Here is a 26339-nt window from a genome sequence, read left to right as displayed (position 1 = left end):
AAAGGACTACACATGACATTGTGGAAACGCACATTAATCGCTATCGCATCGGCTTGTACTTTATCTGTAAGCTATGCTGCGCCAGTTGAACTCGATAGCGTAAAAGTGATCGTTAACGAAGGCGTAATTTTACAAAGCGATATCGACGCTTCAATGAAGACGTTACGTGCAAACGCGAAGAAAAGCGGTCAAACATTACCATCACAAGACGTGTTGAATGAACAAGTTCTAGAAAAATTAATCATTGATACGATTCAAACTCAAGAAGCGGAACGTATTGGCGTTCGTATCGATGACGCTCGACTCGACCAGGCAATTGAAGGTATCGCGAAAGACAACAATCAAACGGTAGAGCAACTTACCGCATCGGTTGCAGAAGAGGGCCTTAGCTACAATGCATTCCGTGAGCAAGTAAGAAAAGAAATTGCAGCCAGTGAAGCTCGTAACGCCTTAGTTCGTCGCCGCATCAACATTCTTCCAGCTGAAGTCGATAACCTAGCAGACATCTTAGCGCAAGAAACTAACGCGACCGTTCAATACAAAATTGGACACATTCAACTTCGCTTTAACGATGACCAAACAAAGGAAGAGCTAGAAGCTCAAGCTAACGATTTAGTTGAAGAGCTAAACTCAGGTAAAGACTTCAGCACCATGGCTTATACTTACTCTAAAGGCCCGAAAGCACTACAAGGTGGTGATTGGGGTTGGATGCGAAAAGAAGAGATGCCAACCATTTTTGCAGACCAAATCAAAATGCAAAACAAAGGCAGCATTATCGGTCCTTTCCGCAGCGGTGTTGGCTTCCATATTTTAAAAATTGAAGACGTAAAAGGCTTAGAAACCGTTGCTGTTACCGAAGTTAATGCACGTCATATCCTGATTAAACCTACCGTAATCCTGAGTGATGACGGTGCCAAAGAACAACTTGAAGAAATCACTCGTCGCGTGAACGCTGGTGAAGCGACCTTTGGAGAGCTTGCTCAGCAGTACAGCCAAGACCCAGGTTCTGCAGTTCAAGATGGCGAACTAGGTTATCAAACGCCTGATTTATATGTTCCAGAGTTCAAACACCAAGTAGAAACTCTTCCTGAAGGGAAAATCAGCGCACCATTTAAAACGGTTCACGGTTGGCACATTGTTGAAGTATTAGACCGCAGAGAAGTTGATCGTACGGATTCTGCTTTGAAGAACAAAGCTTACCAAATACTATTTAACCGCAAGTTCAATGAAGAAGCTGGCGCTTGGCTACAAGAAGTAAGAGCAAGTGCCTTTGTTGAAATGGTTGAGGACGACCAAAATGACAACTAAACGCCTTGTCATTACCGCAGGTGAACCCGCAGGGATAGGTCCAGATTTAACTCTGGCTTTGTCTCAAGAAAGTTGGCCTCATCAACTCGTGGTGTGTGCCGATAAAAATTTACTCGCGCAGCGAGCGGAAATGTTAGGGATTGAAGTTGAGCTGTTGGATTACGACCCAATGGCGCCTAAGCAACCCCAACGCTCTGGTACTTTAGTAGTGAAACACGTTCCATTAGCTGAAAGCGCCATCGCAGGCCAACTCAACGAAGCTAACGGTCATTACGTATTAAATACTTTAGAAACCGCCGCAATTGGCTGTATGAATGACGAATTTGATGCTATTGTCACCGGCCCTGTTCACAAGGGTGTAATTAACCGAGCTGGCGTTGCTTTTAGCGGTCATACCGAGTTCTTTGCAGAGAAGTCCAATACACCACTCGTGGTGATGATGTTGGCAACTGAAGGGCTGCGTGTTGCATTAGTCACAACGCACATCCCACTAGCTTATGTATCTCAAGCTGTGACCGAAGACAGATTAGAGCAAATTATTGCGATTCTGAATAAAGATTTGGTCGAAAAGTTTGCAATAGAGAAACCGACTATCTACGTGTGTGGCTTAAACCCACATGCAGGTGAAGATGGTTGTTTAGGCCGTGAAGAAATAGAAACCATCACCCCTACGCTAGAAAAAATTCGCCAGAAAGATGGCATCAATTTAGTTGGCCCATTGCCAGCAGATACCATCTTTAATGAAAAATATTTGCAAGATGCAGATGCTGTTTTAGGTATGTATCACGACCAAGTACTCCCTGTATTGAAATACAAAGGGTTTGGTCGCTCAGTGAACATCACACTAGGCTTACCGTTTATTCGTACATCAGTCGATCACGGTACCGCCTTAGACTTGGCAGGGAAAGGCCAAGCCGATACAGGGAGCTTTAGAACAGCGCTCACGCACGCCATTGAATTAGTAGAGAAAAAGCAATGAGAAATGATGTCCACTTAGGGCACAAAGCGCGTAAACGTTTTGGTCAAAACTTCCTTAACGATCCATACATTATAGATGGCATCGTATCGAGTATTAACCCACTACCAGGCCAAAACTTGGTAGAAATTGGCCCTGGTCTTGGTGCTATTACAGAGCCTGTTGGCAAACTTGTCGATAAATTCACAGTAATTGAACTGGATAGAGATCTTGCTGAACGTCTGCGTAATCACCCTGATCTTGCTGAGAAGTTAACGATCTATGAAGGTGATGCAATGAAGTTCGATTTCGAACAACTTGTTAAGCCAAACAACAAGCTACGTATCTTCGGTAACTTGCCATACAACATCTCTACACCATTGATGTTCCATCTTTTTGAGTTCCATAAAGATGTGCAAGACATGCACTTTATGCTTCAAAAAGAAGTGGTGAACCGCCTAGCAGCAGGCCCTGGCACTAAAGCTTATGGTCGTCTAACAGTCATGGCTCAATACTACTGTAAAGTGACACCAGTGCTAGAAGTACCACCAACAGCATTCGTTCCGCCACCAAAAGTAGATTCTGCTGTCGTACGCCTTCAGCCATATGAAGTGCTGCCTTATCCGGCAAAAGATCTTAAATGGTTGGACCGCGTATGTCGCGAAGGTTTTAACCAACGTCGCAAGACAGTACGTAACTGCTACAAAAGCTTAATCAGTAAAGAGGTGCTTGAAGAGTTAGGGGTAAACCCTGGCATGCGCCCTGAAAACCTGACGCTCGAACAGTTTGTCGATATGGCGAACTGGTTGCATGACAGTCACAACACTGAAAAATAAGTCAAAAGGCTCCTACACTACGGTGAGGGGCCTGTTTTTTATGTAAAACTTTTATAGGGTCTTTTGCCCTTAGCATACAAACAACAAAAGGTGCGAATATGGATATATCTACGCCTTGTATCAAATGTCAGGTTCACTCTAAATACATAGAGGAACAATCTGAACCTACGAAGAACCGCTACGTCTTCGCTTACATCATTACCATCAAAAACCTCAGTAAAACAACGGTACAACTTATGTCACGTCGCTGGCTAATTACTGACTCCAACGGTAAACAACTCACTATTGAAGGTGATGGTGTGGTTGGGCAACAACCTGTGATTGAAGCCAACGATGAATATACTTACACCAGTGGTACCGTCATCGAAACTCCTGTGGGTGTTATGCAAGGTCATTATGTTATGACTGATCACAAAGGCATCGATTTCATAACTGAAGTCGACCCGTTCAGGCTCGCCATCCCTAACATTCTTAATTAGTACACACCTCTACTACTTACAGGAAATTATTTTGTCGAATTACATTGTCGGAGACATTCAAGGGTGCTTCGACGAACTTCAGTTGCTGCTTGAAACTATCAGTTTTGATAAACACAAAGATACTTTATGGGTCGCTGGTGATTTAGTCGCTCGAGGTCCTAAATCATTGGAGACACTACGCTTTATTCGCAACCTTGGTGACGCAGCTAAGGTTGTATTAGGCAATCATGACTTGCATCTACTTGCGGTTTCCTTAGGGCTATTTTCGGCTAAGCCAAAAGATAAAACTCAAACTATCCTTGATGCAGAAGATAGGGAGACGTTACTTGAGTGGCTAAGGCAACAACCTTTAATTCAGGAACATTCAGAGTTCGTAATGTCTCATGCAGGTATCTCACCGCAATGGGATCTAGAACGAGCACGTATCGAAAGCCGAGAAATAGCTGACTTATTAAAATCAGAACAATGGCAATGGCTTATCGAGAATATGTACAGCAATACGCCTGATTTATGGCATCAAGATTTAGAAGGCATTGAGCGCTATCGCTATGCGATCAACAGTCTGACTAGAATGCGATTTTGCTTTACTGATGGTCGACTTGATATGGCCTGTAAACTTCCACCAAACGAAATTACCATTGAGCCTTTGGTACCTTGGTTTGACCTTACACAACGTATAGAACTGGATAAGACGGTTTTATTTGGACACTGGGCTGCATTAGAAGGCTACTCAGGGAAAGATGTGATAGGTTTAGACACAGGGTGTGTTTGGGGAGGACAATTGACGGCACTGCGCTGGGAAGACAGACAGTTTTTTACTCAAGAAGCACTATAAAAACACGAAAAAATCATGCTTGCGATATAGCTAAATAGCTAAATAGCTAAATAGCTAAATAGCGCAAGCATGCATCAAGATATTACGACTTAAACCTCAATCTAACGTTCGAGAATAACAAACTCCATGTTGTGCTTATTCTTCTCATCCGATTGATAAGTCTCACTAAAAACTTGCTTCCAACCCTCTCCCCACTCAGGGAACTGAGTATCTCCATCAACAACGAAATCGATGTAAGTCAGGTACAGTTTGTCAGCTTTAGGTAAGCAACTCTCATAAATTGAACCGCCACCAATAATCATCACTTCATCAGCATCATTTAGCAGTTCTAATGCTTGTTCAATCGAAGTAACTGTCGCCACACCTTCAATCTCTAAGTTTTCATCGCGGCTGATTACGACATTCAATCGACCAGGTAGAGGACGTCCAATAGAGTCATAGGTCTTACGTCCCATCACGACAGGTTTACCCATGGTTGAGCGCTTAAACCATGCAAAGTCCGCAGGCAAATGCCAGGGCATCTGATTATCTTTACCGATTACACGATTGTCTGCCATTGCCGCTATCATACTGATGATCATAAATCGAAGGTCCTGTCCTTACTTGAGAGTGAAATTGAAGCTAGACGATAGGTCTACGGCGGTAGAATAACAGGCCGGGCACCGCTAAGCCAACCGCAAGCCCTGCGATAATAAACATCGATTTCAAAAAGTTCTCCATCAACAAAGCCAATAACTCCGGGTTGTATCCTGCCCGGTTAATTTCAACCATGGCAATCATCGCCTTAAAGGCAAACACACCAGGTACCATGGGAATCAGCGCTGCGACGGTAAACACTTTAGGGTGTGCCAAGAGCTTATGTGACCAATGGACTCCAATCATCCCTACCAATGTAGCCGCGAAGAACGTCGCCCACTCAATAGGTATGCCGAAATGCATCATTAAATAACGGCTACCGTGGCCAATAGACCCTCCGAGAGCACAGTAGATCAACGCACGTTGTGGTACGTTAAAGACCAATGCAAAGCCGACGGCAGGTATCGCCGCAAAAAACATATCGTTCAGAAGGCCTACCAATAATTCAAAGATAGTCATTAGCTTGCCCACCCCCACACGTCTGAAAGGCTCATCGCTGCAACAATACCTAAGCTTGTCGCTAGGGTTAATAGACTGGCCATGGTAAAACGAGCCAACCCCATATTGATGTGGCCTTTAAGCATATCCGCAACAGAGTTAATCAAGGGAAAACCGGGCACTAGCATCAATACTGACGAAGCCATCACGATGGTGGGTTGACCACCAATATTGTAGAGCACCGCCTGAGCAGAGATGGTCGTAGTAACGAATGCCGTAATGGCAAAATTTAGTAGTGGGTTAAAGTGACGGTGACCAATCTCTTGTCTTACGATCATGCCGCAAGCGGATGCAATAAAGGTCATGATGAACACGTGCCAATCGCCGCCAGCAAGATGACTAAAAGAAGCACATGATAATCCAATCATCACTACAACCAGCCAACGGTTATAACGTTCAGGGCTGATCCCTTGGATCTTCTTGTAAGCTAAATCATAATCAAGAATCCCTTTCTCCATCATGATACAAACACGTTGAATCTCTGTTATCACCTGCATATTAATGCCACGATCAGCACAGCTTCTAGTTGTCGTTATACAATGGTCATCCATTACTGTTGTCACGACCAACGCATTGGCTGACAGTGCAACTTCAACCTCATTCACCCCACAAGCGATACCGATACGGCGCATAATATCGCCGACTAATGTGCTCTCTGCACCATGTGCTAATAACATTTGTCCTGATTGAGCGACGAGTCTTGAGATCGCTCTTTGCTTCGATGCCATGATTTCCTTCCCATAGGCGTTAATTATCTAAAGATAAATTTTGCATAAAAAATAGAGAGACGTCATGATTTAGATACAAAAAAACCGCAATTTTCATTGCGGTTTAATAAAACTATCAGCGTATCTTAGAAAAAGTGACTAAAGTGCGCATAAGAAACAGCGAGGATTAGTCACGAACGTAGATAACATGACCGTCATCTTCTTCGTCATCCCAATCATCCCAGTCGTCGTCATCTTCAGTTACGACGTTCTTACCGCTCATTGCATCTTTATGGTAGTCATCCCACATAAAGTTAACTTTTTCTTCTTCTTCAATTGCTTCAACTTCACGAGGTAGGTTCTCCATGAACTCACCCAGTTTAAAGCAAAGATCTTTAGTGCCGATTTTGTTCACTGCAGAGATCTTGAAGTACTCGCCTTCCCAACCCAAAGCTTCAACGATTTCTTGAATTTTTTCATCAGCTTCTTCTTCAGGCATTAAGTCAACTTTGTTAAACACTAACCAACGTGGTTTCTGTGCAACTTTTTCACTGTATTGCTCAAGCTCATCAATGATCGTCAATGCATTCTGAATAGGATCAGAGCCGTCAATCGGCAGAATATCGATCATATGCAGAAGAACACGACAACGCTCAAGGTGTTTCAAGAAGCGAATACCAAGGCCTGCGCCATCAGCTGCGCCTTCGATTAGACCAGGAATGTCGGCAACAACGAAACTCTTCTCAGGAACGACACTCACCACACCCAAACTTGGGATCAACGTAGTAAATGGGTAATCAGCCACTTTTGGTTTCGCAGCAGATACTGAGCGAATAAAGGTAGATTTACCTGCATTTGGTAAGCCAAGCATACCAACATCAGCCAATAGAAGAAGCTCTAAGCGTAGTTCGCGAACTTCGCCTTTAGTACCCATTGTCTTTTGACGAGGAGCACGGTTAACAGACGACTTAAAGCGGGTGTTACCAAGACCATGCCAACCACCTTTACCAACCATTACTTTCTTGCCGTGTTCAGCAACTTCAGCAACGATTTCATTAGTGTGAATGTCAACAGCACGAGTACCTACAGGTACTTTCAGTGTAATATCTTTACCACGTTTACCAGTACAGTTGCCACCGCGGCCATTCTCGCCACGTTCAGCGCTGTAAAAACGTTGGAAACGATAATCGATCAGTGTATTTAAGTTTTCATCAGCTTGAATGTAAACATCACCGCCGTCACCACCATCACCGCCATCAGGACCACCTTTAGCAACGAATTTTTCGCGCCAAAAGCTGACTGTACCATTACCGCCATCACCGGCTTCTATTTTTACTGATGCTTCATCAACGAATTTCATTTTTTAACTCCGCACTTACGTTGCGTTACCACTCATCAAGGAGTGATATAAATTCTAGCAGATCCGAGTTTAGATCGATCACCTAAGATCTAGATCGATCTGCAATCAAGGAACAAATAAGGAGAGGTTCTTTGCTTTACGTGTTTTAAAAACCAAGCTGCTTTTTAAAAACCGAACTGTTTATCAAAAAGCCATACAGCTTCCAAAACCCAAGCCAGAGCGTCTACTTTTTTATTCTCGCTATAAATAAAAAACCCTGCCGAATCGGCAGGGCTTTTGAATTCAGCTTGAAAGCTAGTATAAATAATCTAGTTAAAGATTAAATTACTCAGCTTCGATGCTTACAAACTTGCGGTTTTTAGGACCTTTTACTGCAAATTTCACTTTACCTTCAGTAAGAGCGAAAAGAGTATGGTCTTTACCGATGCCAACGTTTGTGCCAGCGTGGAATTTAGTACCACGTTGACGAACGATGATGTTACCTGCAAGAACAGATTCACCACCAAAACGCTTAACACCAAGACGTTTGCTTTCTGAATCGCGGCCGTTATTAGTAGAACCGCCAGCTTTTTTATGTGCCATTGTTAAACTCTCCTAATACTTAAGCGTTAATGCCAGTGATTTTCACTTCTGTGAACCACTGACGGTGACCAGCTTGCTTGCGAGAGTGCTTACGACGACGGAACTTAACGATTTTTACTTTATCGCCACGACCGTGTTGTACTACTTCCGCAGTAACCTTACCACCTTCTACAAGAGGTGCACCAACAGCGATTTCTTCGCCGTTAGCAACAAGAAGAACTTTATCAAATTCAACAGTTGCACCAGTTTCAACGTCTAATTTCTCTAAACGAAGTGTTTGACCTTCGCTTACTCGGTGTTGTTTGCCACCAGATTGGAAAACAGCGTACATATTTTACTCCGCTTTTTCCGCACAGCCTATGGTTGTTAATTGTACAACTCGGGTGTGCGCTAAACTAATCAATAGGGCGCAGATTCTACGGGAATCATGGCGCTATGACAAGCCATATTTTTAAAATATTGGCGAAAACATGTTCGCCAAAGAAAAGTGCGGCAATGATGCCCTTAAGTGATGTATTAATCAACGTTTTTTAGTGTATTATTCAACAATTAAATACAACGTATAAGCCTTACAGGGTCTAACTTCAGCCGGATGAACAATGGATTTTAAAGCTATCCAAACGCTTACTGCCAATGATATGGCAAAAGTGAATGAAACAATTCAAGCCCAACTTAATTCTGACGTAAGTTTAATCAACCAGCTTGGTTTTTATATCGTTAGCGGCGGTGGCAAACGCCTACGTCCTTTGCTTGCTCTTTTATCTGCTCGTGCTCTTGGTTATCAGGGTGAAGCTCATATCACCTCTGCGGCCTTTATTGAATTTATTCACACAGCAACTTTGCTTCATGATGATGTCGTCGACGAATCGGACATGCGACGTGGTAAAGCGACAGCCAATGCTGCTTTCGGTAATGCCGCTAGCGTTTTAGTTGGAGATTTTATTTACACTCGCTCATTTCAGATGATGACAACGCTAGGATCTTTAAAGATCCTCGAGCTAATGAGTGAAGCGGTAAACGTGATTGCCGAGGGTGAAGTTCAACAATTGATGAACTGTAACAACCCCGACACCACAGAAGAAAGCTACATGCAAGTCATCTACTCTAAGACAGCTCGCCTGTTTGAAGCTGCAACACAAATCGGCGCAATTCTCACAGAGTCGTCACCTGAAATCGAAACAGCAATGCAGAACTACGGTAAATATCTAGGTACCGCATTCCAACTGATTGATGATGTGATGGATTACACAGCTGATGGTAAAGAGATGGGTAAGAACGTTGGTGACGATCTTGCCGAAGGCAAACCAACACTGCCTCTACTTTACGCAATGCATAATGGCTCTCCAGAACAAGCAAGTATGATTCGTGAGGCTATTGAAAAAGCCAATGGCATGGAACGTCTTGACGATATTATGGCTGTTATGAAAGAAACAGGTTCTTTGGAGTACACTACAAATAAAGCTTATGAAGAAGCAGATAAAGCCATAACTGAGCTTGCTGTGCTTCCTGACTCAGAATATAAGCAAGCATTAATTACGCTCGCACATCTTGCTGTTAAACGTAGTAAGTGATTCCGACGTCATTAACAGTAGAATAACGACACGCTATAAATAAACAAAAGAGCCTCAGGGCTCTTTTTTGGTTTTAGCGTCTTGTGCGAGTTAAAGCCAATCAATATCTGCTCGACTCTAGAGATAACGGCTGCTCAGTTTCAATTTCTTCAAGCTCAGCCATTGGCACTGCGTACTGATATTGTCCGCTGTAAGTCTCCACTAGGGCAAATTGTTCTTGTTCATCAATAACCAATATTTTCCCCAAACGCCCTAAATATTCGACATTCATTCCTTTTTGAACACTAGACATAACTTTTCCTCTAACTTAGCTATAGAGACCGTTACGAATCGCTTGAGCTAAAGGATCAAAAAAGCCGATCACAATGATCGGCTTTCGTTAACTGTCTTTTTAGCAGAGTTTAGTTATCTATCACTTATTTAGCGAATTCAACACCAATCTCAATATCGCCATTTAACGTTTCTAGCATGCTGTCTAGTGCGTTGCGTTCGAAGTCGCTCAACTCACCGTAGCTAAGGATCGCTTCTGCACCCTCTTTGCCAAGTTTAACTGGTTGTGCGAAGAATGGTGCGTGCTCGCCTTCGCCTTCAACGTATGCACACTCAATCACGTTCTCTTCGCCTTGAAGCGCTTTCACTAGAGCAAGACCGAAGCGACAAGCCGCTTGACCCATAGATAGAGTAGCACTACCGCCACCCGCTTTAGCTTCAACAACTTCAGTACCTGCATTTTGGATACGAGTCGTTAGCGCTGCGATCTCTTCATCAGTGAACTCTACGCCTTCAACTTGAGAAAGAAGAGGAAGGATCGTAACACCTGAGTGACCGCCGATAACAGGAACACGAACATCGCCTGGATCTTTATCTTTAAGCTCAGCAACGAACGTTTCAGAACGAATCACATCAAGAGTCGTAATACCGAATAAACGACGCTTGTCGTAAACGCCCGCTTTCTTAAGTACTTCAGCAGCGATTGGCACTGTTGTGTTTACTGGGTTAGTAATGATACCAACACAAGCTGTAGGACAAGTAACTGCAATTTTCTCAGCTAGAGACTTAACAATGCCAGCATTAACATTGAAAAGATCCGCACGATCCATACCAGGCTTACGAGCTACGCCCGCAGAAATAAGTACAACATCCGCACCTTCTAGTGCTGGTGTTGGATCTTCGCCCGCATAACCTTTGATCGAAACAGGGGTTGGGATATGGCTAAGATCGGCAGCTACACCCGGTGTTACCGGTGCAATGTCGTAAAGTGCAAGATCTGAACCAGCAGGTAGACGGTTCTTAAGTAATAGGGCTAGGGCTTGACCGATGCCACCAGCGGCACCAATAACAGCTACTTTCATTGTTATTCTCCTTGAGAGCTTTCTCTTATAAATTCTTTGTAGGGTAGTTCTTGAGCTAGATTAAGGCTAAAAAGCTAAATTATCGTTAAAAAACTATATTAATCACAAAGTGATTACAATCAATTAACGCCAGCTTTGCGACTTCGCGCAAGTCAATAAAACCGTGCTACACAGCGAGTTCGCATTATGGCGATAATCGACTGAAATAACAAAATAACTCGTCGCAAATAACACATTATTCTATTAAAAATTTACAGTGATATGACTAACAAATTACTGGGATACTTTGGCTAAAATTGAATATGTATGCGAGAATATGCAAATATCTTTGTTAATGAATAAGAATGACATATGCGCAATACAGAAAAACAAGACAACTTAGTTCGCGCTTTTAAAGCTCTATTAAAAGAAGAACGTTTTGGTTCGCAAGGTGAAATTGTTGACGCCCTCAAACACGAAGGTTTTGAAAGCATCAACCAATCCAAAGTTTCGCGTATGTTAACCAAGTTTGGTGCTGTTCGAACTCGCAATGCAAAAATGGAAATGGTTTACTGCCTTCCAGCTGAACTTGGTGTTCCGACAGTTTCTAGCTCTTTAAGAGAGTTAGTACTAGATATTGACCACAACAATGCATTAGTTGTGATACACACAGGCCCTGGTGCTGCACAACTTATCGCTCGTTTATTAGACTCATTAGGTAAGTCAGAAGGCATACTGGGTGTAGTCGCAGGCGATGATACAATCTTCATCACCCCAACCTTGACGGTCACCACTAAGCAATTGTTCGATTCAGTATGCGAACTGTTTGAATACGCTGGCTAATTGTTCCCGGTTTCATAACTATCAACCGTACTAATGGATCATGAATATCTATTTACTTCGTGATCCAAATCACATCCTAGAATATATCCCCCCTCCCCCTGCTATCTACACTAAACCATTGATTTTAAAAAAATCAGTAGCAAATTAAACACGATATCTAAGCCTCATTTGTTAGATTTATTAGCTATATCTTTTAACATTCGAGTAATTTTCTGCCAATTTTTGATATTATTCAGACACTTTTTCATCACATGGATTGAAAAAGGTGCCGTTTCCAAATAGGAAACTCCAGAAACAACTACACTTGTTTCAGGGTTAATAATGAATAAAGGAAGGGAAATTCATGGCATTTACCAAACTGATTAAAGTTGGTGCTATTGCAGCTGCTGTAATGGGCGCTGGCGCAGTTAACGCTCAAGAGTTCATCACAATTGGTACTGGTTCAGTTACAGGTGTTTACTACCCAACTGGCGGTGCAATTTGTAAGCTAGTGAACAAGGGCCGCAAAGACCACAACATCCGTTGTTCTGTAGAGTCTACTGGTGGTTCAATCTACAACGTTAACACCATCCGTGCTGGTGAACTTGATTTCGGTGTTGTTCAATCGGACTGGCAATACCACGGCTACAACGGTACAAGTAAGTTCAAAGATCAGGGCGAATACAAGAAACTTCGCGCTATGTTCTCTCTACATACAGAACCGTTCAACATCATCGCTCGCACCGATGCTGGTATCAACAATGTTGCTGACCTTGCTGGCAAGCGTGTAAACATTGGGAATCCAGGCTCTGGTGATCGTGCAACCATGGGTGTTGTAATGGACGCTATGGGTTGGACTAACGACAGCTTCAAGCTTGCTTCTGAACTAAAAGGTTCTGAGCGCTCGCAAGCACTTTGTGATAACAAGATTGATGCATTCATCTACATGGTTGGTCACCCGAACGGATCAATCAAAGAAGCAACAACGTCTTGTGATGCAAAACTGGTTTCAGCAACAGGTCCACAGATCGACAAGATCGTAGCTGAAAACCCATACTACGCTTACAGCACAGTTCCTGCTGGCATGTACCGTGGTACAGACGCTGACGTAAACAGCTTTGGTGTTGCTGCAACAATGGTAACGACTTCAGACGTTTCTGAAGAAGTTGCATACAACGTTGCTAAGGCAGTATTTGAAAACTTCGCTACATTCAAACGCCTGCACCCAGCATTTGCTAACTTGAAGAAAGAAGACATGGTTAAAGCGGGTATCTCTATCCCACTTCACCCTGGCGCAGTAAAATACTACAAAGAAGTAGGTCTTCTAAAGTAACTCTACTTTAAGCTTACTCTACCAATAAGGAGGCATGCCCTCCTTATTGGCTTTTCACGTTTATAAAAATAACCCAAGTGAAAAGAGCAAACCTTTAAGTTTCTCCAATTTGGAGAACTTACCTTCGTATCAAGCCTAAGACAAAGACGAACAAAAACGCATTTACCTGTCAGTTCACTACACTAGATAAGGGATAAATAATGTCTCGTTGTTCGTAAGAAAGGCAGACCATCAATAAAAGGATAAAGTACATGACGCAGACAACAACACCGTCTCCAGATGTGCAAGAAATGGTGGCACAATCAGATACTGGTGCGCGTAGCCCTCACGGTATCCAAGGCCGTATTTTATGGTTTGTGCCTCTATGTTGGTCACTGTTCCAACTTTGGTATGCATCTCCGCTGCCGTTCATTTTTAACTTCGCAATTTTAAACGATACTGAAGCTCGAGCAATTCACCTTACATTTGCTATTTTCCTAGCCTTTACCGCTTATCCAGCCATGAAAAATTCGCCTCGGGATCACATCCCTGCTGTCGACTGGATATTAGCGCTTGTTGGTAGCTTTTCAGCTTCTTATATCTATATTTTCTACACTGAACTCGCTGAACGTTCGGGCGCACCAACAACATTTGATATTGTTGCGGCCGTTTTCGGAATGATTCTACTGCTTGAAGCAACACGACGCGCTTTAGGTCCACCTCTTATGGTTGTGGCAGCAGTATTCCTACTTTACACCTTTGGCGGCCCTCACATGCCAGACGTTATTGCCCACAAAGGTGCGAGCCTAAACAAGGCAATGTCGCACCTGTGGCTAACAACTGAAGGTGTATTCGGTGTTGCACTTGGCGTATCAACATCATTTGTATTCTTGTTTGTACTGTTTGGTGCAATGCTAGAACGAGCAGGCGCCGGCGCGTACTTTATCAAAGTCGCGTTTTCCTTACTTGGCCACATGAAAGGCGGCCCAGCGAAAGCAGCCGTTGTCGCTTCTGGCCTATCCGGCCTGGTTTCAGGCTCATCTATCGCCAACGTGGTAACCACAGGTACCTTTACTATCCCGCTAATGAAGCGTGTCGGTTTCCCAGGTACTAAAGCAGGTGCGGTAGAAGTCGCGGCTTCAACGAATGGTCAATTAACACCACCTATCATGGGTGCAGCAGCCTTCTTGATGGTTGAGTATGTGGGTATTTCTTACGTAGAAGTAATCAAAGCAGCACTATTGCCCGCTCTAATCTCTTACATCGCTCTGATTTACATCGTTCACTTAGAAGCATGTAAAGCGGGCATGACTGGCTTACCTCGCCGTCACACACCGACACTTGTACAAAGCCTACTTTCCTTCACGGGTACCATTCTTGGGCTATGTGTGATTAGCGCTGCGGTTTATTACGGTGTAGGTTGGACAAAAGATGTCTTTGGCGATGCTGCAACACCAATCGTAACAGTAGCGCTATTGATCGCTTATGTTGCCCTCGTTCGCGTATCAGCAAAATACGCCGCTGAAGGCGGCATGGAAATCGATGCTGAGCTTACTGAGGTTCCAGACCCTGGCCCAACGATTAAATCAGGTCTTCACTTCTTACTACCGATTGTCGTACTAGTATGGTGTCTAACCGTTGAGCGCTTCTCTCCGGGTCTATCTGCATTTTGGGCAACAGTTTTCATGATCTTCATTTTGATCACTCAGCGTCCTTTGATGACTCTGATGAACAAATCGAACGATCTTGCAGAACAAACCAAAGCGGGCTTCGTTGACCTCGCAGAGAGCTTGGTTTCAGGCGCACGTAACATGATCGGTATCGGCGTAGCGACAGCGGCTGCTGGTACCGTTGTAGGTGTAGTAACTCTGACCGGTATCGGCCTTGTTATGACCGATTTCGTTGAATTTATCTCAGGCGGTAGCATCATTCTTATGCTGTTGTTTACCGCGGTAATCAGCTTAATCTTAGGTATGGGCTTACCAACCACAGCGAACTACATTGTTGTTTCAACCTTGATGGCTCCGGTCATTGTTACCCTGGGCGCAGCACACGGCCTAATCATTCCATTGATTGCGGTTCACTTGTTTGTGTTCTACTTCGGTATTCTTGCGGATGATACACCTCCAGTAGGTTTGGCAGCCTTTGCTGCCGCCGCGATTGCGAAATCAGACCCAATTCGCACTGGTATTCAAGGTTTTACCTACGATATCCGGACCGCGATATTGCCATTCATGTTTATTTTCAACACCCAACTACTGTTAATGGGGATTGATTCTTGGTGGCACTTAGCGCTGACTATCTTCTCCTCTGTTACTGCAGTACTTATCTTTGCAGCAGCAACACAAGGATGGTGGTTTACTAAGAACAAGTGGTGGGAAACATTACTGCTGTTGATTCTAACCTTCTCTTTCTTCCGCCCTGGTTTCTGGTGGGACATGATCTATCCAGAGAAAGTTCTTTCACCAGGAGTTGAGATCGCTCAAATCACAGAGAATCTATCTGTGGGACAATCACTTGAATTGAGAGTAGGTGGTGAAAACTTAGAAGGTAACTATTCTGAGAAGACAGTTCGCCTTCCGTTTGAAGATTCTGCAACAACAAGTGAAGACCGTATTGCTTCAATGGGCTTAATGCTGACACAAGCTGACGACAAAATGATTGTTGATATGGTTGAGTTCGGTAGCCCTGCAGAAGCCGCTGGTATTGACTTTGATTGGGAAATTAAATCCGTTATCCAAGATGCAGATCGACCAATGAAAGAGTGGGTGTTCTTGCCTGCCCTACTGATTTTGATTGGTTTAGCAATGAACCAAAGAAGGCGTGCTCGTAAGGATGAGATTAGCGCGTAATGGATAGAGCCAAGTAGCGCTCTACTCTATTTGGCTTTTTTACTACATGGAAAAGATAATTACAGCGTTTGGTGTTTACTTAGCGCTGCTCAAAAAGAGACGAATACATGTATAGACAGATCCTTGTTCCCGTAGATCTTAACGACAAAGGCTTTTCAGACAAAGCTGTCGAGCTAGCGGTATGGCACGCAAAACACAGCAATGCTGAGATCCATATTCTGAACGTACTACCTGGCATTCACATGTCGATGGTTGCGTCTTACTTCCCAAAAGATGCGGCGAACCAAATGAAGCTCGATGTTAAAAATCAGCTGAAAGAGTTTGCCGATAAGCACATCGATGATGAAGTGGTGTATAAGGTTCATGTTGCCGAAGGCAAAACCTACACAACAATCCTAGATTACGCTGAAAAACTTGGTGCCGACCTTATCGTCATGCCTAGCCACAAGCGTTCAAAAATCGACAAAGTTGTACTGGGTTCAGTCGCGAGTAAAGTCGTACAGAACTCACCAATCAATGTGTTAGTAGTTAAGCCTCAAGGCTAACCCGTTCGATAAACGTAAGATAAACACCTAAAAAGGTTGGCCTAAAAGCCAACCTTTTTGTTTCTGCAACGCTTAATTAGCGTCCATGAAGACACTCATATCATGAATGAACTCACTCACTAAGTTCTGTGGCTTACCCTCAACAAATGCCTCGATGTTATCCATTAAGATATCCGACAGTTTTTGAATTGAGCTGTCACTGCCCCACGCCACGTGAGGCGTTAATAGTAAATTGGATAAGTGACTGTTAGCCAATAGTGGATTCGACTTGTCCGCAGGCTCTTGTGTAAACACATCCATACCCGCACCTGCAATCTGATGATTGACCAAAGCCTCAACCAAAGCTTGTTCATCGACAAGCCCTCCACGCCCCGCATTAATTAATACCGCACTTGGTTTCATCATTGCTAGCTCTGGCTCTGAAATCAAATTGCGAGTTGCTTCGGTTAACGGACAATGTAAGCTGATCGCATCGGCTTGCTGTAAGACAGCATCGAAAGGCAGATACCCTTCTCGACAAGAATCAGCCCCTTTACGTTCTGCGAAGATCACTTTCATTCCAATCGCTTTAGCCAGTGCGGCAGTTGCTTGTCCTAAGCTCCCACTGCCCATTAAGCCCAATGTACTGCCTGCGATATCTTGAATCGGATGGGTAAAGAAACAGAACTGTTTATCCTTTTGCCACTCACCAGCTTCAATATCTTGATGGTAACCAACGAGATTACGCTTTAACGCAAATAGCATCGCGATTACATGTTCGGGCACCGATTGAGTCGCATAACCTTGGATATTAGCCACTGCTATGTTTTTCTCATTGCAGTAATCAACATCAACGTTATTCACACCCGTCGCAGAAACCGCTATTAACTTAAGTTGTTGTGCTTGAGATAAATTGTCTGCGTTGAGCACAACCTTATTGGTGATAATCACGTCCGCGTCCAGGACTCGCTCTGCAACTAGATCGGGAGCTGTAAAATCATACTCCAACCACTCATGTTCAAAGCTGAGCGGTTTTAAATGGATTTGAGATGGGATGGTGGCTCTGTCGAGAAAGACCACTTTCAACTTCGGCATTGTACGTCCTTGAGTTTATGTCAATTGAGTCATTCTAAGCTTTTAGCTTACTGTAGTCTGGAAGCTCTGGCGCAATTTCAAAGTGCTGTTCAATTTGCGGTCGTGCTTGAGGATAAAAGTCACAAGGGACAAAGGCTTTGAATAATTGATTGGTGCTCGGATGATAAAAACTCAATTCACAAGCGTGCAAAGCTAACCTATCGCTATAATTAAACGCATCTGACGTTGCGTAAAACTCGTCGCCTACAATTGGATTCCCTAGCGCCATGCAGTGCACGCGTAACTGATGGGAACGACCCGTAATAGGAAGTAACTTCAACAGTGTGGTTTGAGGCTCTTGTTGTTCGACGATATAACGAGTCTGAGAGGGTTTTCCATCCTCGAAGCACACTTTTTGTCTCGGTCGATTTGGCCAATCACAAATGAGTGGCAGATCAATCAAACCTTCTGCTTTTTCCAATCGGCCCCATACTCGCGCGTAATAGAGTTTGTGTGTCAGTCGATATTGAAACTGCTTCTTCAAATGACGCTCAGCTTGTTTGTGTTTAGCGAGCAGCATCAAACCCGATGTCGACATATCCAAGCGATGCACCACCTGAATATCTGAAAAATCCACGACTAGGCGACTCCACATACTGTCGTAATGCTCTGGTAACCTCCCAGGAACTGAAAGTAAGCCAGCAGGTTTATTTACCACAAGAATATCGTCATCTTGATAAACAATATCAATCCAGGGGTCACGCGGTGGTGCGTAATGTTCTAACGCCATTCTAGCCTCTAGTTACTGTTAAATAATAATTTATGGTCAAGTTGTTTATTAAAAAATACAATTTAAGTCTTTTTTGTACATAAAAGTTGACGACCTTACAAAACATGGTATTGATAGGGGAACGGAAAATAAGAAGTCAGCATCAAAGGAAAAATGATGGAAAGTACGGTTAAAACTACAACAACAAAAGCACAAACCTCTGCTCCCCTATCAACGTTAATTAGGTCTCTTGGCCCAGGTATTATGATGGCTGCAGCTGCTGTGGGAGGTTCACATTTAGTTGCATCCACTAAAGCTGGTGCGATATATGGCTGGCAACTTGCCGCTCTTATTATCCTCGTGAACCTATTTAAGTACCCGTTCTTTAAAGCCGGCATCCAATATACATTGGGAACGGGTCAAAGCTTGGTGGAAGGTTACTCTAACTTAGGTCGCCCTTACCTTGTGATCTTTTCTATTTTGAGTGCTATTTCAGCCGTTGTGAATACCGCAGCCTTACTGTTATTCAGTGCAAGCTTACTTAGCTACTTTGTTCCTTTTGATTTGGCCACCAGCACATTGTGCATGATCGTTTTAGCGACATGCTTAATCATTCTATTCGCCGGCCATTATCGCGCTCTCGACACGCTATCTAAATCGATCATGGCGATCCTGACCATCACAACCTTAGCTGCAGTCGCCATTGCGATTGGCTCTCCCGTTGAACCTGATGCGGCTTTTGTTCCACCGTCGCCTTGGTCATTGGCTGCTATCGGCTTTATCGTGGTAACCATGGGTTGGATGCCAGCTCCTATCGAGATCTCAAGCATCACTTCTATGTGGCTAAAAAGCCAAAAAGAGAAACAAGAAGTGACCGCTCAATCAGCACTGTTCGATTTCAATGTCGGCTACATTGGTACAGCACTGCTTGCTTTAGTATTCGTTGCTTTAGGTGCGCTAGTCCTTCACGGTTCAGGTGTTGAACTGTCTCGCTCTGGTGTTGGCTTCACTCATCAATTGGTGGGTATCTACGCTTCAACGATTGGTGAATGGTCTCGTCCATTAATCGCTCTGATCGCATTCTTCTGTATCTTTGGCAGCACCATTACCGTTATCGATGGTTATTCACGCGTGCTTGCTGAATCACAACGTCTATTGTTTAAAAAAGAAAGCAGCCCAAAAATGCTACAGGGTTGGATCGTCATCGTCTCTCTCGCAGCACTCTCCATCGTGATGTTCTTCAGTGCTGCTTTAATGCCTATGCTTGATTTCGCGATGGTACTTGCTTTTGCAACTACGCCATTCTTCGCATTGCTTAACTTCATCTTAGTCAGTAAAACAAAGCTTCCAAAAGCGCTCGCGATTGGCACTAAGCTAAAATGGTTGTCTGTCGCAGGTCTTATTTACCTATTTGGTTTCCTAGCCGTATTTGTTTGGTGGAAATGGTTAATGTAATTTCTTTGCCATTGCACGCTTCAACAATCAAAACACCTTTCAAACGCTAGATAAAAAGAAGGCCTTCATCATGAAGGCCTTCTTTTGTTAAAGCATTTACTAATTCAAAACTAGTTATGAGAAACCACTATCAAACGTAGTGAATCTAATTGAACCTGAGCTTTGCTGATGTAACCTGTCAGTTCATTGATTTGAGCTTCGATAACCTCTAGCTCTTCATCACGAATATTAGGGTTCACGGCTTTAAGCGCTTGTAGACGCTCTAGCTCACCATTCAAGTTAGTTTGCATATCTTTCTGAGCTTGCTGACGAACTTCTTCAACCTTCGGCAGTACATGCGTCTCACCCGCTTCAATTAGCTTGTGAATCTCGCCTTGTACCGAGTTCACTAGCTTGCTCGCTAAGTGACGGTTTACAGGACTTAGCTGGCGGTTAAAGCTATCAAACTCAACCTGAGCAGATAGATCGTTACCACGACCATCCATCATCAAACGAATTGGTGTCTTAGGTAGGAACTGGCTGATCCCGCTACGTTTCGGTGCTTGCGCGTCCACAAGGTAAACCAGCTCAAGTAGGATAGTACCCACAGGCAGCGCTTTGTTTTTCAGTAGTGATACCGCTGACGCACCCACACCTTCACTCAATAGCAGATCAATACCGCCTTGAATCATTGGGTGCTCCCAGCTAATGAAGTTCATGTCTTCACGAGAAAGGGCTGTATCACGATCGAACGTGATGGTTGCACCTTCATAAGGTAAACCTGGGTAGCTTGGTACCATCATGTGCTCAGATGGTGTCACGACTAGTGCATTTTCACCTTTGTCGTCTTGGTTCAAACCAATCGTGTCGAACAGGCTCAGTGCAAACGTTACTAAGTTAGTATCGCCATCAGTTGATGCAATCTTCTCTGCAATTTCGTGCGCTTTATCGCCACCGTTTGAGTGCATCTCAAGTAGGCGATCTCGGCCTTTTTCTAGGTCAGCTTTTAGGCTTTGATTTAGCTTGGCAGATTCTTCAATCACTTCATCAAGCTGTTCTGTATTACCAGAAGCCAGCATTTCGATAAGAACATCTGAGTACTTGTCGTATACCGTGCGACCCGTTGGGCACGTCTCTGCAAATGCGTTCAGACCTTCATCAAACCAACGCGCTAGAATCGCCTGTGATGTGCCTTTTAAGTAAGGGACATGAATGTCGATGTCACGCAATTGACCGATACGGTCCAAACGACCAATACGTTGTTCAAGCAAGTCAGGGTTGAATGGAAGATCGAACATCACGAGTTGATTAGCGAACTGGAAGTTACGACCTTCAGAGCCAATTTCACTACAGATCAGAACCTGAGCACCGCCCTCTTCTTGAGCAAAGTAAGCCGCGGCTTTATCACGTTCAAGAATCGACATGCCTTCGTGGAATACGGTTGCACGCACACCTTCACGCTCACGCAGTGCTTGCTCTAATTGAAGCGCCGTACTTGCACGTGATGCGATCACTAGGATCTTTTCGCTGCGCTTGTCTTGGATCTTTTCAATCAACCAGTTAACGCGTGAATCGAACTGCCACCAGCTTGAGTCTTCACCTTCAAACTCTTGGAAGATCTCTTCTGGATACAGCATCTTCATCGCACGAGCTTCAGGAGCCATCTTGCCGCCGATCATGCCAGATACGCGCATCGAAGTTGTGTACTGCGTTGGAATTTCCATCGGCAGTAAGTTTACATTACGCTTAGGGAAACCTTTGATTGCAGCACGTGTGTTTCTGAATAGAACACGACCTGTACCATGGCGATCCATAAGGTTATCAATCAATTCTTGACGAGCTAATGCTTGCTCTTCTTCGCTGCTATCACCTTCAATGATGCGGAACAAAGGCTCAACATCTTGCTCAGAAAGCAGTTCAGTAATCTGGTTCTTCGCGCTGTTTTCAAGCTTCACGCCAGAGAACAGTGCAGTAACTGCATCGGCAACCGGTGCGTATTGGTCTTCTTCTTCAACGAATGCTTCGTAATCGTAGAAGCGATCAGGATCCAGAAGACGCAAACGTGCAAAGTGGCTCTCACGACCAAGCTGCTCAGGCGTTGCTGTCAGTAGCAGTACGCCAGAGGTATTTTCAGCCAAACCTTCAACCACTTGGTATTCGCGACTTGGTTTGTCTTGGCTCCACTCAAGGTGGTGCGCTTCATCGACAACCAACAGATCCCACTCACCCTCAAGTGCTTGTTCGTAGCGCTTGCGGCTCTTACGTAGGAAATCCAAAGAACACAGAACATATTGTTGTGTATCGAATGGGTTATCTGATTCTGCAAAGGCTTCAATACAACGCTCTTCGTCAAAGATAGAGAAGTGCAGATTGAAACGGCGCATCATCTCTACTAACCATTGGTGTTGCAGAGTTTCAGGTACCACAATAAGAATACGTTCAGCTCGGCCAGACAAAACTTGTTGGTGGATGATCATGCCCGCTTCGATGGTTTTACCTAGACCCACTTCATCGGCCAGCAAAACACGTGGAGCGTGACGACGACCCACCTCATGAGCAATATACAGCTGATGAGGAATTAAGCCTGCTCGCATACCACACAAGCCACGCATTGGGCTCTTGTGTTGTTGATATTGATTGCTTAGCGCGCGGTAACGCAACACAAAGTTATCCATACGGTCGATTTGGCCCGCATACAGTTTGTCTTGCGGCTTATTAAAGCGGATTTGATTGCTTAAGAAGATTTCACGCAGAGTCACCTCTGTTTCTTGAGTATCTTCACGCGTACCTAAATACGTCAGCAGCCCTTTATCTTCGATAATTTCTTCGACAGATAAAGACCAACCTTCTTGGCATTCAATGACATCGCCTACATTAAACGTTACTCGGGTTACGGGAGCATCAGTACGTGCATAGACACGGTTTTCTTCTGACGCTGCAAACATTAGTGTCACTGTACGAGCATCCATTGCTACAACGGTACCTAAACCTAAATCGCTCTCCGTATCGCTTATCCAGCGTTGCCCCAAAGCAAATGTCATGAATCGACTACCTCAATCTTATAGTTGGAATTTGGTCATTTGAACTGCAATTTAAACAAGAGCGTTATCGCTCCTGCATTAAAAATATAGCCAAAAATGCCTAGTTTGCAGCCACTTTTTAAGTGCGCTCTCGATAATAAATATCTCAAGAAAATGGTGCAGAAAAAGGTCGCTAATATTACTCGATGCTGTGATTTAGGTCACGCCTAAAGGCGATGATTTCACACTTTTTTTCTGTTTTCGCCAATGCAATCAAACTGTCAAAAAATCATGGTTAATCTATAGGTAGCAGATTGCTGCTCTTAAATGAACACGCCATATTCACTCACAACGATATGTCGATATTCCTCTAGATGAAGTTTAGGTAAGTAGTTGACTATCACCAGAATGAGCTACTAATCTTTATATGAGCTTTATCTACGTTCAATGAATGCAAAGCAAGCCGTACGACGGCAAGGAGATGCTATGGGCGAGACCAACCGGAAGCTATTTGTTTTAGACACCAATATCCTACTTCACGAACCCTTCGCTATATTTTCTTTCCAAGAGCACGATGTCGTTATCCCGATGACCGTGCTAGAAGAACTCGACAGAATCAAAGACAGTAAAAGAGACGTTGCTCGAGATGCGAGAATTGCGATTCGCACGCTCGAAGATTTATTCAGGGAAGCCACACCCGATCAAATCTCGGAAGGCATTCCTTTCTCTAAAGAAATAAACGCATCCGGCAGTATTTCCATACTCGCAGACTACGAACTTCAAGAAAGCATTAAGGCCTTCGCTGATGATAAGGCAGGCGATAATCGAATCCTCAACGCCGTCCTCTACCTTCAAAACAAACGCGCGCCACGTGAAGTGGTTCTCATCACCAAAGACATCAACATGCGCTTGCGAGCCAAAGGCGCAGGTGTTCGCTTCGTTGAAGATTATCAAACAGACCAATTGATCGATGATATCCAATACCTGACTAAAGGCTTTCAGCAACTCGAAGGGGCATTTTGGGATGGCATTGATAATGTCGAGAGTAAGGCTCTAGGGGGAAAGACGTTACACACTCTAGCAAGAGCACCTTTCGAGCCAACCTTTCTCAACCAATATGTGATTGACGAGGAGAGTGACTTTGCCGCTCGGGTCGAAGAGATTGAAACCGAAACCATCACTCTGAGAGATCTTAGTCGTGAACGGTTGATGAACCGAAGAGCATGGGATATTACACCTAAGAACATCTATCAAGGTATGGCGATCGACGCCCTACTCGATCCCGATATTGACCTTGTGATCCTAACGGGGGCTGCAGGGAGTGGTAAGACACTGTTAGCTATGGCTGCAGCGCTAGAGCAAACCATTGAGCGTAAACATTTCGATAAGATCATCGTAACTCGAAACACGCCCGATATTGGCGAGTCGATTGGCTTTCTTCCCGGAACCGAGGAAGAAAAGATGTTGCCATGGTTAGCAGCAGTAACGGATACCTTAGAGGCGCTACACAAAAATGATCATTGCACAGAAGGCTCAATGAAATACATCTGTGATAAAGCCAATATCCAATTCAAATCGATCAACTTTATGCGTGGCCGCTCGATCCAAAATGCGTTCGTTCTTCTCGACGAGTGCCAAAACCTAACCGCTTCACAAATCAAAACCATCATCACCCGCTGTGGTGAAGGCACCAAGATTGTCTGTTCAGGAAACCTAGCCCAAATAGATTCTTCCTACTTAACCCCTGTGACTTCAGGTTTAACCTACATGGTTGAGCGTTTTAAAAACTTCGAAGGCAGTGCCAATATCCACCTCAATGGCGTGGTACGTAGCCGACTGGCAGAGTTTGCCGAAGAGAACATGTAGCAACTCGATACACTCACACTGAATCCGTAATCTAAAAACAAAAAGCGCCTCACATTGGAGGCGCTTTTCAATTTAATCTTTTGAAGTAAGTTGGCAGAGATTCTTCTGAATTACTCAGTACCACCCACCGTTAGCGAGTCTAGCTTCAATGTTGGTTGACCAACACCAACAGGGACACTTTGGCCTGCTTTACCACACACACCCACACCACGGTCTAGGCTAAGGTCGTTACCCACCATAGACACTTGCTGCATCGCTTCAATACCAGAACCGATCAGCGTTGCACCTTTCACTGGGTGAGTAATTTTGCCGTTTTCAATCATGTACGCTTCAGAAGCTGAGAACACGAACTTGCCAGAAGTAATATCTACCTGACCACCGCCGAAGTTCGGCGCGTAGATGCCTTTCTCAACAGTAGCAATGATCTCTTCCGGTGTGTGCTCACCCGGCAGCATGTAAGTGTTTGTCATACGCGGCATCGGAAGATGTGCGTAAGACTCACGACGACCGTTACCCGTAGGTGCTACATCCATTAAACGAGCATTAAGCTTATCTTGCATGTAACCTTTTAGGATGCCATTTTCGATCAGCGTGTTGTACTGACCATTAACGCCTTCATCATCAACGTTCAATGAACCGCGCAGGTCAGTCAATGTACCATCATCAACGATCGTACATAGGCTTGATGTAACTTGTTCGCCAACTTTACCAGAAAATACTGACGACTCTTTACGGTTGAAGTCGCCTTCTAAACCGTGGCCTACCGCTTCATGCAGTAAAACGCCTGGCCAGCCAGAACCTAATACTACAGGCATCGCACCTGCAGGTGCCGCAACCGCTTCGAGGTTAACTAAAGCTTGGCGAATCGCTTCATCTGCAAATTGATAAGCAACCTGAGAGCCATTAGCATCACTTAGGAAGAAGTCATAATCAAAACGACCACCACCGCCAGCACTGCCGCGCTCACGACGATCGCCTTTTTGTGCCAGTACACTAATAGACAAACGAACCAGCGGGCGAATATCACCAGCATAAGTGCCGTCAGTTGCAGCAACCAGCATCTGCTCATGCACACCGCTTAAACTCACCGAAACCTCAGTAACCATCGGTTCTTTAGTTCGAATATAAGCATCAAGCGCTTTGAGTAATTCTGTTTTTTGTTGTTTTTCCCAGCTAGCGAGTGGGTTAACAGCATCGTAATAAGCTTGGTTAGAATTGCGTTTGAAGGCCTGTACCTTGCCGTTTTGACCTTGCTTAGCGATACCACGCGCAGCAATCGCACTCTGCTTAAGACCGTCTAGTTGGATTTGATCAGAGTAAGCAAAACCAGTTTTTTCACCCGATACCGCTCGCACACCAACACCGCAGTCAATATTGAAAGAACCGTCTTTAATGATGCTGTCTTCTAGCACCAAGGATTCATGCCAGCTTGACTGAAAATAGATATCAGCATAATCAATTTGGCGGGTAGCAATGCTCGCCAATGTATCTGCGATATTTTGCTCCGTAAGCCCTGTCGGGTTCAGTAGCGCTTCTTCAATTTGATTAATGCTCATAAATGGCTCTTA

At 44.2% G+C, this 26339-nt stretch carries 24 protein-coding genes; 12 read left to right on the top strand and 12 right to left on the bottom strand.

The features are described 5' to 3' along the window. Positions 1–12 precede the first annotated feature (12 nt). The 5 genes from surA to L8S15_RS09035 all read left to right on the top strand — a co-directional run bounded on the left by surA (position 13) and on the right by L8S15_RS09035 (position 4413). A complete protein-coding gene (gene surA / locus L8S15_RS09055; protein ID WP_010434450.1) occupies positions 13–1308 on the top strand; it encodes a peptidylprolyl isomerase SurA in 1296 nt (431 codons plus the stop codon). Then, positions 1298–2287: a 4-hydroxythreonine-4-phosphate dehydrogenase PdxA gene (gene pdxA, locus L8S15_RS09050; RefSeq protein WP_016767782.1), complete on the top strand. Its 990-nt coding sequence runs from the start codon at positions 1298–1300 to the stop codon at positions 2285–2287. Before surA ends, pdxA begins: the two co-directional genes overlap by 11 nt. Beyond that, positions 2284–3099, top strand: a complete 816-nt coding sequence (gene rsmA, locus L8S15_RS09045) for a 16S rRNA (adenine(1518)-N(6)/adenine(1519)-N(6))-dimethyltransferase RsmA (protein WP_010434444.1) — start codon at positions 2284–2286, stop codon at positions 3097–3099. Before pdxA ends, rsmA begins: the two co-directional genes overlap by 4 nt. Positions 3100–3197: 98 nt before the next feature. Beyond that, positions 3198–3578 (top strand): Co2+/Mg2+ efflux protein ApaG, encoded by a 381-nt coding sequence (apaG, locus tag L8S15_RS09040; protein ID WP_016767783.1) that lies wholly within the window; start codon positions 3198–3200, stop codon positions 3576–3578. Positions 3579–3609: 31 nt separating this feature from the next. Further along, positions 3610–4413 (top strand): symmetrical bis(5'-nucleosyl)-tetraphosphatase, encoded by an 804-nt coding sequence (locus L8S15_RS09035; protein WP_010434437.1) that lies wholly within the window; start codon positions 3610–3612, stop codon positions 4411–4413. 101 nt (positions 4414–4514) lie between these two features. Here L8S15_RS09035 and folA read toward each other — a convergent pair whose 3' ends face one another. The 6 genes from folA to rplU all read right to left on the bottom strand — a co-directional run bounded on the left by folA (position 4515) and on the right by rplU (position 8527). Beyond that, positions 4515–4994, bottom strand: coding sequence for a type 3 dihydrofolate reductase (gene folA / locus L8S15_RS09030; RefSeq protein ID WP_280572753.1), 480 nt, complete (start codon positions 4992–4994; stop codon positions 4515–4517). A 40-nt stretch (positions 4995–5034) separates the two neighbouring features. Next, a complete protein-coding gene (locus tag L8S15_RS09025) occupies positions 5035–5508 on the bottom strand; it encodes a threonine/serine exporter family protein (protein ID WP_016767785.1) in 474 nt (157 codons plus the stop codon). After that, positions 5508–6275 (bottom strand): threonine/serine exporter family protein, encoded by a 768-nt coding sequence (locus L8S15_RS09020; protein ID WP_010434431.1) that lies wholly within the window; start codon positions 6273–6275, stop codon positions 5508–5510. The genes L8S15_RS09025 and L8S15_RS09020 overlap by 1 nt, the downstream gene beginning before the upstream one ends. A gap of 166 nt (positions 6276–6441) precedes the next feature. Continuing rightward, on the bottom strand, positions 6442–7614 hold the full coding sequence (cgtA, locus tag L8S15_RS09015) for an Obg family GTPase CgtA (RefSeq protein ID WP_010434429.1): 1173 nt from the start codon (positions 7612–7614) through the stop codon (positions 6442–6444). 324 nt (positions 7615–7938) lie between these two features. Next, positions 7939–8196: a 50S ribosomal protein L27 gene (rpmA, locus tag L8S15_RS09010; RefSeq protein WP_004735905.1), complete on the bottom strand. Its 258-nt coding sequence runs from the start codon at positions 8194–8196 to the stop codon at positions 7939–7941. Positions 8197–8215: 19 nt separating this feature from the next. After that, complete coding sequence (rplU, locus tag L8S15_RS09005) at positions 8216–8527, bottom strand: 50S ribosomal protein L21 (RefSeq protein ID WP_004740823.1); 312 nt, start codon at positions 8525–8527, stop codon at positions 8216–8218. Between the two features lie 268 nt (positions 8528–8795). Here rplU and ispB point away from each other — a divergent pair, with 268 nt between their 5' ends. Continuing rightward, positions 8796–9767: an octaprenyl diphosphate synthase gene (gene ispB / locus L8S15_RS09000; protein WP_016789716.1), complete on the top strand. Its 972-nt coding sequence runs from the start codon at positions 8796–8798 to the stop codon at positions 9765–9767. A 100-nt stretch (positions 9768–9867) separates the two neighbouring features. Here the strand turns inward: ispB and L8S15_RS08995 are convergent, their stop codons facing one another. Together L8S15_RS08995 and mdh are read right to left on the bottom strand one after the other, a co-directional pair. After that, positions 9868–10059 (bottom strand): hypothetical protein, encoded by a 192-nt coding sequence (locus L8S15_RS08995; protein ID WP_010434417.1) that lies wholly within the window; start codon positions 10057–10059, stop codon positions 9868–9870. A gap of 124 nt (positions 10060–10183) precedes the next feature. Continuing rightward, a complete protein-coding gene (gene mdh / locus L8S15_RS08990) occupies positions 10184–11119 on the bottom strand; it encodes a malate dehydrogenase (RefSeq protein WP_010434414.1) in 936 nt (311 codons plus the stop codon). Positions 11120–11470: 351 nt separating this feature from the next. On the opposite strand from mdh, the gene argR reads away from it, so the two are divergent. From argR to L8S15_RS08970, 4 genes are all read left to right on the top strand, one after another. Further along, positions 11471–11941 (top strand): transcriptional regulator ArgR, encoded by a 471-nt coding sequence (argR, locus tag L8S15_RS08985; protein ID WP_010434411.1) that lies wholly within the window; start codon positions 11471–11473, stop codon positions 11939–11941. Positions 11942–12284: 343 nt separating this feature from the next. After that, complete coding sequence (locus tag L8S15_RS08980) at positions 12285–13253, top strand: TAXI family TRAP transporter solute-binding subunit (RefSeq protein WP_010434410.1); 969 nt, start codon at positions 12285–12287, stop codon at positions 13251–13253. A gap of 251 nt (positions 13254–13504) precedes the next feature. Next, complete coding sequence (locus L8S15_RS08975; protein WP_016789717.1) at positions 13505–16084, top strand: TRAP transporter permease; 2580 nt, start codon at positions 13505–13507, stop codon at positions 16082–16084. Positions 16085–16191: 107 nt separating this feature from the next. After that, the gene (locus L8S15_RS08970; RefSeq protein WP_010434405.1) at positions 16192–16629 is read left to right on the top strand and encodes a universal stress protein; all 438 of its coding nucleotides are present in this window, start codon (positions 16192–16194) and stop codon (positions 16627–16629) included. Positions 16630–16701: 72 nt separating this feature from the next. On the opposite strand, the gene L8S15_RS08965 is transcribed toward L8S15_RS08970, so the two are convergent. Together L8S15_RS08965 and rluA are read right to left on the bottom strand one after the other, a co-directional pair. Next, positions 16702–17703 carry a D-2-hydroxyacid dehydrogenase gene (locus L8S15_RS08965; RefSeq protein WP_016791512.1) on the bottom strand — a complete coding sequence of 334 codons (1002 nt, stop codon included), beginning with the start codon at positions 17701–17703 and terminating at the stop codon, positions 16702–16704. Between the two features lie 34 nt (positions 17704–17737). Then, positions 17738–18472, bottom strand: coding sequence for a bifunctional tRNA pseudouridine(32) synthase/23S rRNA pseudouridine(746) synthase RluA (rluA, locus tag L8S15_RS08960; RefSeq protein WP_016767788.1), 735 nt, complete (start codon positions 18470–18472; stop codon positions 17738–17740). A 156-nt stretch (positions 18473–18628) separates the two neighbouring features. Between rluA and L8S15_RS08955 the strand changes: the two genes are divergently transcribed. Then, a complete protein-coding gene (locus tag L8S15_RS08955) occupies positions 18629–19906 on the top strand; it encodes a divalent metal cation transporter (protein ID WP_102277584.1) in 1278 nt (425 codons plus the stop codon). 110 nt (positions 19907–20016) lie between these two features. Here the strand turns inward: L8S15_RS08955 and rapA are convergent, their stop codons facing one another. Then, complete coding sequence (gene rapA / locus L8S15_RS08950) at positions 20017–22926, bottom strand: RNA polymerase-associated protein RapA (RefSeq protein ID WP_102277583.1); 2910 nt, start codon at positions 22924–22926, stop codon at positions 20017–20019. 465 nt (positions 22927–23391) lie between these two features. On the opposite strand from rapA, the gene L8S15_RS08945 reads away from it, so the two are divergent. After that, positions 23392–24771, top strand: a complete 1380-nt coding sequence (locus L8S15_RS08945; RefSeq protein WP_010434391.1) for a PhoH family protein — start codon at positions 23392–23394, stop codon at positions 24769–24771. Positions 24772–24881: 110 nt separating this feature from the next. On the opposite strand, the gene tldD is transcribed toward L8S15_RS08945, so the two are convergent. Continuing rightward, complete coding sequence (gene tldD, locus L8S15_RS08940; RefSeq protein WP_280572737.1) at positions 24882–26327, bottom strand: metalloprotease TldD; 1446 nt, start codon at positions 26325–26327, stop codon at positions 24882–24884. Between the last annotated feature and the right edge of the window lie 12 nt (positions 26328–26339).

Origin of the sequence: Vibrio sp. S/42/10 (assembly GCF_029890535.1) — a bacterium.
GTDB classification, from domain to species: domain Bacteria; phylum Pseudomonadota; class Gammaproteobacteria; order Enterobacterales; family Vibrionaceae; genus Vibrio; species Vibrio cyclitrophicus.
This window is presented reverse-complemented; position numbering and strand designations above follow the sequence as displayed.